Source organism: Bacillus sp. JJ1521 (assembly GCF_036965165.1).
GTDB lineage: Bacteria > Bacillota > Bacilli > Bacillales > Bacillaceae_L > Ferdinandcohnia.
Genome location: NZ_JBALOX010000026.1, coordinates 5,502 through 15,920 on the forward strand (window position 1 = coordinate 5,502; position 10,419 = coordinate 15,920).

Consider the following 10,419-nt stretch of genomic DNA (forward strand, 5'->3'; position numbering starts at 1 on the left):
GTAGCATTATTTGGTGCGTTTAGTGCTGGGAAGTCGTCGTTTGCGAATGCATTAATGGGGAAACATGCACTACCAGTTTCACCAAATCCAACGACAGCAACAATTAACAAAATTACCTTTCCAACTGATAAGCATAAACATGGGACTGTTCTAGTAAAAATTAAGTCAACAAATCAATTATTAGATGATATCAACCACTCCTTACACATTTTTGGTGAACAAGCTGGAAATCTTAAGGAAAGTTTAGAGATTATAAACTCAAAAATTAGCAATATCGAAAAAATTGAGGCGAAAGAGAAACCACATTTTTCATTCTTAAAAGCGGTAGTAGCTGGTTTTGAAAACATTTCCGCTAATTTGGATCAAATTTTAACAACAGATATGGACGGCTTTAATGAATATGTTGCGAAGGAAGAGAAAGCATGCTTTGTGGAATGGATTGAGCTCTATTACGATTGCCCATTAACCCAACAAGGCATTACTTTGGTAGACACACCAGGGGCTGATTCAATTAACGCCCGCCATACCGGGGTAGCATTTGAATATATCAAAAATGCTGATGCCATTTTGTTTGTGACATACTACAATCACGCCTTTTCAAAAGCGGACCGTGAGTTTTTGATTCAACTTGGTCGTGTGAAAGACACCTTCAGTATGGATAAAATGTTCTTCGTTATAAATGCTGCGGATCTGGCGAATACGACCGAAGAATTGGAAGATGTAAAAGAATATGTAGACTCACAGCTTGTTAGTTACGGGATTCGTTTTCCACGACTATATTCTGTATCAAGTCGAGCCGCTTTACTCGAAAAGCTTAATGAAGTCAGTGAAAAGGATCTTGGTATTCTTCAAACTTCGGGTATTGAACGATTTGAAACAGATTTTCATTCATTTGTCATTGATGAATTAACAGCGGTAGCAGTGAATGAAGGATATGTTGATATTCAGCGTGCTGCAGCAATTATCGATTCTTATATTCAGTCTGCAAAAGAAGATAAGGACATTAAGCATTCTAAGCTTGAGGAAGCGAAAAAGCAGCATTCCAAAATGAAGTCAATCATATCGAATGTTGATGACGAGTCTGCATTCGGGATCGTCGAGCAGGAAATTAAGGAACTCACTTTTTATATTAAACAAAGGGTTTTCCTACGTGTATCAGATATGTTTAAGGAAGCCTTTAATCCGTCATCGCTGAGAGATGATGGACGGGATTTGAAAAAAGCACTAACGTCATGTTTAGTTGAATTCTTGGAATCAGTCGGTTTTGATTTAGCCCAAGAAATGCGTGCTACTTCATTGCGCATTGAAAGTTATATATCAAAGCGACTCCAGAGCCAGCTCACTAGTTTTAATGAAGAAATAAAATCGATCAATCAAAATATGAGTATTTCGGTATCCTTTGAACTAGATTTCCAATCGATTGAATTTACTAATGGTCTTATAAATGAAGAACTCACCCGTTATAAAAAGGCACTTGGGTTGTTTAAAAATCCAAAATCATTTTTCGAGAGAAATGAGAAAAAGCAAATGCAGGATGAGCTTGAAATATTGTTGGATGCACCGATAAGTTCATTTCTTGAAGATAATAAAGCGAATCTGCTCGTCTTTTATAGACAAGAATTCAATAAGGGGCTACAAAGACTTCAAGAAAATGCATTGAAGGAAATTCATGAGTATTTCGACGGGGTAACGAAGATCTTATCTGAAGACATTGATATTGAAAGTTTAGAACAAGTCCATGATACGTTAAAAGGTTATAATAACGAGCACATGGGGTGACCTTATTGACCCACATAAACTTAAAGTATCATGCATGTGCAACCTGTGTGAATTTTGTTGCTGAACGCAAAGATGGTAAAATGACATACAGGTGTGCACGCCTAAGCTATGATACAAAACCAGAATATCGATTTAATTGCTGGGAGCCAAAACCCCATATTGTAAAGCTACTAGAAAAGGAAACATCGGAGGAGAAAAAATGACTAACGTCCATGAAGCAATCACAAAACATTCAAATACACAGCACGAAATTGTAAAAACATTCGTGGGACTGGAGCAACAACGAGAATTTTATATTGACGAGGCAGTTTCTTTAGCGAAGCAAAACCAGGAATTCACTGTTGCTAAAATCAATCAAGTAACAAATGAAATAAATAAGCTTGCCAAAAAAGGTATCGTTCCATTACGTAAGCTAGTCACAGTTGATATGGTAAAGGAATATGCATTCCGCAAATAGAACATGCAGGTTAGGCGAATACTTACCGTAAATCTCTGATGAAGGAGACATGCATGTGAAAAAGGATAGATCAACTACACCAAAGAAAAAAGCGCAGGAAGGGAATGCAACAACACCACGTAAATTTCCTTCCTATGCTGAAGTAGAAGCAGAAAAAATGAAGAGTAATTAGCAGTAAGTCCTCTACTTATAGAGGGCTTTTTCATTTCTTGGAAGGAAGATACAAACAATTGCATGATGAATATATGGTATAATTCTCTTTATGAGGATTTTGTAACAGGGAGGACTTGCTGATGAAAAATCAAATTATGCTAATAGATGGCATGGCATTATTGTTCCGCTCTTTCTATGCAACGGCAATGAGCGGTTATTTTATGGTAAATAGTAAAGGGATTCCGACAAATGGGATTCACGGATTCGTAAAGCATATGATGACCGCGGTCAATAAGTACAAGCCTTCACATGTAATTTGCTGCTGGGATATGGGGAGTTCTACATTCCGTACAGAAATGTATGACGGTTATAAAGCAAATCGTGGTGCACCACCGGAAGAATTAATTCCACAATTTGATCTTGTAAAAGACGTAGTCGAATCCTTCGATATTCCAAACGTAGGACTAACTGGTTATGAAGCAGATGATTGTATCGGAACACTTGCTAGACAATATAGTCAAGACTCTGAAGTGATAATCCTGACGGGCGACCAAGACATTCTGCAGTTACTTGATGAGAATATTACGGTTCTCATTATGAAAAAAGGAATTGGAAACTACGCAGAGTACACGAGTGACAGCTTTTTAGAAGAAAAAGGGATTCATCCTCAGCAAATGGTTGATCTTAAAGCTTTAATGGGTGATACAAGTGATAATTATCCTGGTGTTCGTGGAATTGGTGAGAAAACTGCTTTGAAACTTCTTCAGCAGTTTAATTCGATCGAAGGTATTCTTGAAAATGTGGAGAATTTAACAACAGGTCAAAAGACTAAGATTAAAGAAGATTTGGACATGCTGCATTTATCTCGAAAATTGGCGAGAATTCATTGTGAAGTGCCAATTAACTGCTCACTTGATGAAGCTTTAATCCAAATTGATCGTGAAAAAGTGCATGAAAAATTTACTGAGCTTGAATTTAAAGGCTTGGATCAATTTATCAGTTAACAGAGTACTCGGATGAGTGCTCTTTTTTAGATTTAAACAATTTGCGCGTTTGCAACAAAAATACTGTTATTAATTAGGAAATACTGCCACTATTCTCGAAATACTGTCACTAATCTCAAAATACTATCATTAACTAAATTTCCAACTAGAAATAAAGATGCCCCGCGGTTACTTCCAACGGGACACCCAAACCAACCTTATATCTTCGTATTCTTTTTCTTTGCTCTGTTTTCAAGCTCGCTTTTTGGTTCCATTCCAAATTCTGTATTTTCATTATAGCCTTGTGGATTCACGCCTTTTGCTGCTTTCCCGCGGTTGTTTGCTTTATTTGCCATGACATGTCACCTCCATTTCGTATTATTTCCATCCTAATTTGGATTATGTCTTGAATAGAAAATGAGGCGATACTGGAAACTAATCATGAGGTGAGAATCGTGAACAAAGGGATCTATACCGCATTACTGACAATTGGACTTGCTCAATTTTTAAAAATTCCACTAAAAAAAGTAAAAACAGGGAAATGGGAGTGGGGCACCTTTTTTGAAACAGGTGGAATGCCAAGCTCTCACTCAGCAGGTGTTTCGTCACTAGCAACCTTTATTGCGTTAAAAAGAGGGATTCCAACTATTGATTTTGCGCTGTCTACCATATTTGGATTAATTGTCATGTATGATGCACAAGGAATTCGTCGTCAATCAGGGGAACTGACCATCAAAGTAAATGAACTTGATGAAGAAATAGAACGATTAGCAGGACAAAAGGACCATCATTACCATGATCATAAAGAAAAAAAGTTAAAAGAAAGACTCGGTCATCAGCCAGAAGAAGTACTTGGTGGTGCTCTTTTTGGTATGATTACAGGAACATTAGCCCATTTGTTAACAAAAAAGTCGTAGAATTTCGACAAAAAATGCGGTACTATTAGGGTAGAAACTGTATTTTTTAGAGGGATGGGGACAATTGTTTAAATTAGAAAATCAGGTAAACGAGTATCTGCAGTTTTTAGCCCAAAAAGGCTTTAATCTTGGGGAGGATGCAGTTGGTTTCATTTCATTTGGCCAGCATTATACGGCGACCACGGACGAAATTGTCATTGTTGCAATCGAAATTACATTAAAGGCACAGAAGGAATTTGATGGCAGCTTTTTCGTTTCATTATTAGAAATGCTTAAGGAAAATAAAATTCAAAGTAGAAAGCAAGCCCTTCAATTTGTAGAGGAGCGAAATATAATGACATAAAACCCTTGGACCTGTCTAGTCCAAGGGTTTCCTTTACATTACGTTTTTACGGATACCTTGTCTTGCTAATTCATCAGCCACTTTATTTTGAGTACTTGGGATCCATTTTAAGAAAAAGAGATCCAATTTTTTAGACAGCTGCAAAGCATTATCGAGCAAGGGTGCGAATTTTTTATTTTTAACATATTCCTTTGCAATAGCACGGTCCACAAGCTGTGAATCTGTTCGAAAGGAAACGATCCTGTAGTCGTTTTTCACACAAATTTCGAGTCCTTTAAGTAGAGCGTAATATTCAGCTTCGTGGTTCGTCATAATACCAAGCGGAATCGAATGTTTTTCGACAATACCGTTTCCTTTAATAAAAACGCCAGCACCCGATAGACCTGGATCTCCAGCGCTTGCACCGTCAATATACACTTCAATCATCTAATGGCCTCCACACATATTGGTTATAATGCATTTTATCACTAAATCTGTAATAGAGTGAAGAAAAAACGTTCTTTAAGAAAAAGGGGAGTACGTATCCAAATGGGAAGAGTGTATAATGAGTTAAAAATTAGGAAAAATGAAGATACGTTCCATTAGAGAGGATGAGCGTGATGAAACTTAAGCTAGAATGGACATATAAAACACCAAAAAATCAAGTCATCACCTTGATGTCTGATGAAGTTTCTGCTGAAGACGCATTACGATTAGCAGAGGACTTTGAGAGAACAGGTCGGACGAAGGAACTTGTTTTTTACGATGAACGCCAAACAAAATGGACAAAAAAAGAACTCATCAAGCTGATAAAAGAAATCGAAACTGAACCTCAGGATATTATCGCTTATTTTGATGGGGGATATGACATACAATCAGGTAAGGCCGGTTTAGGCGTTGCCATTTATTATACACAAAATAAAAAACCATATCGGGTCAGAGTTAATGAAGTGTTTGAAGAGATGGAATCAAATAATGAAGCGGAGTATGCAGCATTTTGGTTGATGTTAAATACATTAGAGGAATTAGGCGTACAACATTCCACAGTGACTTTTAAAGGGGATTCCAATGTTGTATTAAAACAGCTTTCAGGAGAATGGCCATGCTTCGAGGAAAACCTCAATAGATGGTTGGATCGAATTGAAGAGAAAATTCAAAAAATGGGCATTCATCCAAGCTACGATCCAATTGGACGTAAACAAAATTCGGAAGCAGATAAACTAGCTACACAAGCGCTGGAAGGGACGCTCGTTTCCAGTAAAATTGAAATAAAAGGTAAGTAATTAAGCCTATTTGTCATACTCATTAAATAGGTGAAAACTGTCAGGGATGGGTGCTTGTACAGTGGAGAACGTGAAACCGATTAAAATAGGAGTTGATTTTTTTATGAAACGTAAGGAACTTATTTTGGAAGTTGGTGAAATGCTTGACACTTATTGCGAAGATTGTTTCGTAAAAGAACATTTTCGGAAGGAATATGGAAAGCGATATGCCCAAAACTTTTGTATTAAAAATTGTACAGTAGGTCAAAAGCTTAAGAAGTATGGGGAAAAATTGTCATAATCAAGTGAAGGAGCGGCAAAAAAGGCTGATAAAAATCAGCCTTGGTTTCACATTTTTACAATAAAATGTAAGAATTATAGCTTTACAACGTTAGCAGCTTGAGGTCCACGATTACCTTCAACGACTTCGAAAGAAACTTCTTGACCTTCTTCTAAAGATTTGTAACCATCACCTTGAATAGCTGTGAAGTGTACGAAAACATCGTCTCCACCTTCTACTTCGATGAAGCCAAAACCTTTTTCGTTGTTAAACCATTTTACTTTACCGTTTTGCATTATGCTTTCCTCCTAAACCTTCGGCACAACCGTGCAACGTGAAAATTTTTATCAGATAGCTAATTATTTATGTATTTTTAAAAATAAAAAATATTATAAAAAAAATACTAATCTACTAGCTAAATGATGCTTTTAATATACAACCTAAATCGTGTAAAGTCAAGGGAATAAAGGGTTTTTTACGTATTCTTGGAAAAAAGCTGCGGGAAATATTAATGCGGTTACAATAATAGAACAATATTTTTGTATATTCAAAAAATTATTGTGGAAATTCCATTTTTTGATATAATAGTAGAAACAAGGCGTTAGTGGGGAGTTATTACAAAATGAACAATGATCATACGAAAATCACTGTGTTTCAGCCTGATGAACTTGATAGAATTATCGATGATTTTGATAGCGATTACATCGGTGGACATTCAAGTAAACCACCTGTATCAATCATTACGGAGAAACTAGAGGATGCAATTGACAAGGTAGAAGATATTTTTTATTTTGTAAAACAACATACGAAGTTGCCGCTTGCCGAGATTAAGCAAACGGTTATTCCAATTATTCAAAATGCGTCTGAAATTCCGCAATTTTTTCATTTGTTTTATCAGCTTCAGTCTGCAGATGATTATACATATCGACATAATATTGGTGTGGGTGTAATTGCGACGTTAATTGGCAAATGGCTTTCATTGTCTGATGAGGAATTATCAGAACTCACTATTGCAGCGACCTTGCATGACATTGGTAAAACAAAAATCCCCACAGAAATCTTAAATAAACCAGGTAAGTTAACAAAAACTGAATATGAAATTGTAAAGAAGCATACGATTTATGGCTATGAAATTTTAAAAAACACAGATGGCATTAATCATGAAATCGCCCTCGTTGCGCTTCAGCATCATGAAAGGGAGGATGGGAAAGGATATCCCTTTGGTTTACAGGGGTCCAAAATCAGTTATTTGTCCAAAATAGTCGCTATTGCAGATGTTTTTCATGCCATGTCATCAAATCGTGTCTATCACGATGCAACACCTTTCTATCAAGTCATCAAACAAATGAATGGCGATATGTTTGGAAAACTTGATCCAACCATATTAGTCCCGTTTTTACAGCAAATTATGAATGCATTAATTGGTCATCATGTATTGCTAACAGACGGTCAAATAGGAAGCATAAAGTACATCAATCCATATGATTTATTAAATCCATTAGTTGAGGTATCCAATACGATTATCGATTTATCTGTTCAAAAATCAATTCAAATCGAACGCGTTTTATACGATTAGATGGGGGCTGCTAAAATGTTCAGATACAATTATAAGGGAAAAGACATTTTTATCCGGTTTACCTCTCATACAAAACATATGAATATCAATAAGGATTATTTGTATAATAAGATCATTTCCATTTGTGACAACATTATGGATGCAGGTCATGGAACCTCGTTTATTGTGGAGGATGATAAAGGTCGCTTTGCTGTAGGAACTGTCCAGCACGGGGAATTAACGGTCATTTCCATCCATAATCTTGTCGAACATACGCAAATATATCTTGAGAAAAGGGAAGCTAAAAAACCATCCTGAATGGTTTTTTAGCCCAAAAACATTCTACAATCTATCTCCGAAATCATCCACAAAATCTATATTCCTAAAACTAAGTAAATTTTGATACAATTAGTTGATTAGTGAAATTGAAAAGAGGATTAATATGAAAGTGATAATCGCGGAAAAACCAGACCAAGCGATGAAGCTTGCTGCTCCCTTTAGGAGTAAGAAATCTCAAGGGTTTATTGAGGTTGGATCAAGTCCACTATTTCCGAAAGGGGCATATTTTATATGGGCAGTTGGCCATATTTGTGAGTTGATTCCCCCAGAAGAATATAATCCTGCCTGGAAAAGCTGGAAAATTGAAACTCTCCCGATCATTCCCGATCATTTCTTATATAGGGTCATGAAATCAAAATCAAAACAGTTTACCATCATCAAAAACCTCCTTCGAAAACCAGAAGTAACAGAAATCATTCATGCGGGTGATGCTGGTCGTGAAGGGGAATTAATTATACGAAATATTATTGAGATGGCTAAAGTGACAAAGCCATTGAAGCGACTATGGATTTCTTCTTTAACTGAAAAAGCTGTGACGGAAGGATTTCAGAATCTCTTATTAGAGCAGGACACTAGAAATCTTTATTTTGAAGCGAAAGCCCGTGCATGTGCTGATTGGATTGTCGGTATGAACGCTTCAAGAGTGTACACGTTATTGTTAAAGCAAAAAGGAATTTCCGACGTATTTTCCGCAGGAAGAGTCCAAACTCCTACATTGGCGCTTATTGTAAAACGCGAAAAAGAAATTGCAAATTTTAAATCTGAGCCGTTTTGGGAGGTTTTTGCGAACTTCCAAATTAACGGCAAACAATATGAAGGAAAATGGATGAAGGATAACGAGTCAAGAGTTTCTTCAAAGGAAATGGCAGAGAAAATAGCGGATTTTTGTAAGGATAAGCCTGCAGACATTGCTGAAGCGGAAATCGAAAAGAAGGAATATCAACCACCTTTATTATTTAATTTGTCAAGTCTACAGGCAACTGCAAACAAGGCTTTTAAATTTTCACCGAAAAAGACATTAGACGTTGCACAAGGCCTTTATACGAAAGGGATTATTTCTTATCCACGTTCCGATTCTAGCTATATTACAAAAGGGGAGGCAGGGACCATCCCTGATATTTTTTCTAAGCTTCAAAAACTTGAAGACTACCAAGCTTATTTTCCTACTCCAATAACATCCATTTACAATAATTCTCGATATGTGAATGAGAAAAAAGTAACCGATCACTATGCCATTATTCCAACCGAGCAAGTCCCAAATCCCGCAAAGCTATCAGGTGATGAAAAGAAAATCTATGATTTGATAGTAAAACGATTGATTGCGGCACATTATAAGCCAGCGATATTTAACTATACAACTATTAAAACCCTGGTGGACAAGCGTGCTGAATTCATCACAAAAGGGAAGATAATGCTTCAGGAAGGGTGGAGAAAGGTCTTATTTCAAGAAGATTCTAAGGATAATGATGTCATCCTGCCTCCACTTGAAAAAGGTGAATCAGGTGTAGTTGAAAAAAGCTATACAAAAGAAGGCAAAACTCAGCCACCGAAGCGTTATACAGAAGGACAGCTTATTACACTCATGAAAACGGCTGGTAAGCATATTGAGAATGATGAACTTGAAAAAATTCTCGCCAAAACGGAAGGACTAGGTACGGAAGCCACACGTGCTGGCATCATCACGATGCTAAAAGACCGTAACTATATTAAGGTCGAGAAAAACCAAGTATTTGCAACGGAAAAAGGAATACTTTTAATTGATGTAATTGGCGATAAAATCCTTGCGTCTCCAGAAATGACAGCAAAATGGGAACAGCGTCTGCATGAAATTGGACAAGGTCAAGCTTCACCAGCATCCTTTATGATGCAGACAAAAAAGCTTTCCCAAAAAATCATCGACGATGCGAAAGAGCAAAGTAGGGCTTGGGATCTTTCAAATGTGAATGTGGAGAATGTGAGCTCCGGGAAAAGCAAATATAATAAAAAGGAAATCGGAACAGTCGTGGGAACCTGTAAGAAATGTGGCGGCAATGTGATTAATAAAGGCAAATTTTATGGCTGTGCAAACTATAAAACAAATGGCTGCCAATTTACGATATCAGGAAGGATTTTAGGAAAACCGATTTCGAAAACAAATGCCGAGAAGCTTCTCTCAGGAAATAAGACAAACCTTATCAAAGGCTTTAAAAAAGACAGTAAAACCTTCGATGCTTACTTGAAATGGAATGACCAAACTCAGAAGATAGAATTTGAGTTTCCAGCAAAAGTACCAAACGGAACCTAAACATTAGGGAGAAAAGATAGAAGATCTTTTCTCCCTTTTTCAAATACGCTCTGGCGTATTTGCACCCAGATTTTTTAGACCCACACGA

The 10,419-nt window shown here is 36.8% G+C and carries 13 protein-coding genes; 10 read left to right on the plus strand and 3 right to left on the minus strand.

Annotated features, from left to right (window positions below; translation table 11 throughout):
* The 3 genes from V7147_RS04900 to V7147_RS04910 all read left to right on the plus strand — a co-directional run.
* The coding region (locus tag V7147_RS04900) for a dynamin family protein (RefSeq protein WP_335366745.1) at nucleotides 1–1,779 on the plus strand (1,779 nt) is incomplete at its 5' end.
* Between the two features lie 199 nt (nucleotides 1,780–1,978).
* Complete coding sequence (locus V7147_RS04905) at nucleotides 1,979–2,236, plus strand: YpbS family protein (RefSeq protein ID WP_335366746.1); 258 nt, start codon at nucleotides 1,979–1,981, stop codon at nucleotides 2,234–2,236.
* A gap of 293 nt (nucleotides 2,237–2,529) precedes the next feature.
* The gene (locus V7147_RS04910; RefSeq protein ID WP_335366747.1) at nucleotides 2,530–3,393 is read left to right on the plus strand and encodes a 5'-3' exonuclease; all 864 of its coding nucleotides are present in this window, start codon (nucleotides 2,530–2,532) and stop codon (nucleotides 3,391–3,393) included.
* Nucleotides 3,394–3,590: 197 nt separating this feature from the next.
* Here V7147_RS04910 and sspL read toward each other — a convergent pair whose 3' ends face one another.
* Nucleotides 3,591–3,728, minus strand: a complete 138-nt coding sequence (gene sspL / locus V7147_RS04915; protein ID WP_335366748.1) for a small, acid-soluble spore protein L — start codon at nucleotides 3,726–3,728, stop codon at nucleotides 3,591–3,593.
* Between the two features lie 99 nt (nucleotides 3,729–3,827).
* Here sspL and V7147_RS04920 point away from each other — a divergent pair, with 99 nt between their 5' ends.
* The gene (locus tag V7147_RS04920; protein WP_335366749.1) at nucleotides 3,828–4,289 is read left to right on the plus strand and encodes a divergent PAP2 family protein; all 462 of its coding nucleotides are present in this window, start codon (nucleotides 3,828–3,830) and stop codon (nucleotides 4,287–4,289) included.
* A 64-nt stretch (nucleotides 4,290–4,353) separates the two neighbouring features.
* Nucleotides 4,354–4,632, plus strand: coding sequence for a DUF6123 family protein (locus V7147_RS04925; protein WP_335366750.1), 279 nt, complete (start codon nucleotides 4,354–4,356; stop codon nucleotides 4,630–4,632).
* Nucleotides 4,633–4,665: 33 nt separating this feature from the next.
* Here V7147_RS04925 and V7147_RS04930 read toward each other — a convergent pair whose 3' ends face one another.
* On the minus strand, nucleotides 4,666–5,058 hold the full coding sequence (locus V7147_RS04930; RefSeq protein WP_335366751.1) for a reverse transcriptase-like protein: 393 nt from the start codon (nucleotides 5,056–5,058) through the stop codon (nucleotides 4,666–4,668).
* A gap of 173 nt (nucleotides 5,059–5,231) precedes the next feature.
* Between V7147_RS04930 and V7147_RS04935 the strand changes: the two genes are divergently transcribed.
* Both V7147_RS04935 and V7147_RS04940 read left to right on the plus strand, forming a co-directional pair.
* Nucleotides 5,232–5,894 (plus strand): ribonuclease H family protein, encoded by a 663-nt coding sequence (locus V7147_RS04935; RefSeq protein ID WP_335366752.1) that lies wholly within the window; start codon nucleotides 5,232–5,234, stop codon nucleotides 5,892–5,894.
* 103 nt (nucleotides 5,895–5,997) lie between these two features.
* Complete coding sequence (locus V7147_RS04940; RefSeq protein ID WP_335366753.1) at nucleotides 5,998–6,174, plus strand: zinc-finger domain-containing protein; 177 nt, start codon at nucleotides 5,998–6,000, stop codon at nucleotides 6,172–6,174.
* Nucleotides 6,175–6,248: 74 nt separating this feature from the next.
* On the opposite strand, the gene cspD is transcribed toward V7147_RS04940, so the two are convergent.
* On the minus strand, nucleotides 6,249–6,449 hold the full coding sequence (cspD, locus tag V7147_RS04945) for a cold-shock protein CspD (RefSeq protein ID WP_099351608.1): 201 nt from the start codon (nucleotides 6,447–6,449) through the stop codon (nucleotides 6,249–6,251).
* 326 nt (nucleotides 6,450–6,775) lie between these two features.
* Between cspD and V7147_RS04950 the strand changes: the two genes are divergently transcribed.
* The 3 genes from V7147_RS04950 to V7147_RS04960 all read left to right on the plus strand — a co-directional run bounded on the left by V7147_RS04950 (nucleotide 6,776) and on the right by V7147_RS04960 (nucleotide 10,331).
* Nucleotides 6,776–7,729 carry an HD-GYP domain-containing protein gene (locus V7147_RS04950; protein ID WP_335366754.1) on the plus strand — a complete coding sequence of 318 codons (954 nt, stop codon included), beginning with the start codon at nucleotides 6,776–6,778 and terminating at the stop codon, nucleotides 7,727–7,729.
* A gap of 15 nt (nucleotides 7,730–7,744) precedes the next feature.
* On the plus strand, nucleotides 7,745–8,026 hold the full coding sequence (locus tag V7147_RS04955; RefSeq protein ID WP_335366755.1) for a hypothetical protein: 282 nt from the start codon (nucleotides 7,745–7,747) through the stop codon (nucleotides 8,024–8,026).
* 124 nt (nucleotides 8,027–8,150) lie between these two features.
* Nucleotides 8,151–10,331, plus strand: a complete 2,181-nt coding sequence (locus V7147_RS04960) for a DNA topoisomerase III (protein WP_335366756.1) — start codon at nucleotides 8,151–8,153, stop codon at nucleotides 10,329–10,331.
* Nucleotides 10,332–10,419 lie beyond the last annotated feature (88 nt).

Excerpts from the sequence above, each read along its gene's own strand:
- V7147_RS04905 (WP_335366746.1), top strand. The coding sequence starts at position 1,979 with ATGACTAACGTCCATGAAGCAATCACAAAACATTCAAATACACAGCAC.
- V7147_RS04910 (WP_335366747.1), top strand. The coding sequence starts at position 2,530 with ATGAAAAATCAAATTATGCTAATAGATGGCATGGCATTATTGTTCCGC.
- sspL (WP_335366748.1), bottom strand. The coding sequence starts at position 3,728 with ATGGCAAATAAAGCAAACAACCGCGGGAAAGCAGCAAAAGGCGTGAAT.
- V7147_RS04930 (WP_335366751.1), bottom strand. The coding sequence starts at position 5,058 with ATGATTGAAGTGTATATTGACGGTGCAAGCGCTGGAGATCCAGGTCTA.
- V7147_RS04935 (WP_335366752.1), top strand. The coding sequence starts at position 5,232 with ATGAAACTTAAGCTAGAATGGACATATAAAACACCAAAAAATCAAGTC.
- V7147_RS04940 (WP_335366753.1), top strand. The coding sequence starts at position 5,998 with ATGAAACGTAAGGAACTTATTTTGGAAGTTGGTGAAATGCTTGACACT.
- cspD (WP_099351608.1), bottom strand. The coding sequence starts at position 6,449 with ATGCAAAACGGTAAAGTAAAATGGTTTAACAACGAAAAAGGTTTTGGC.
- V7147_RS04950 (WP_335366754.1), top strand. The coding sequence starts at position 6,776 with ATGAACAATGATCATACGAAAATCACTGTGTTTCAGCCTGATGAACTT.
- V7147_RS04955 (WP_335366755.1), top strand. The coding sequence starts at position 7,745 with ATGTTCAGATACAATTATAAGGGAAAAGACATTTTTATCCGGTTTACC.
- V7147_RS04960 (WP_335366756.1), top strand. The coding sequence starts at position 8,151 with ATGAAAGTGATAATCGCGGAAAAACCAGACCAAGCGATGAAGCTTGCT.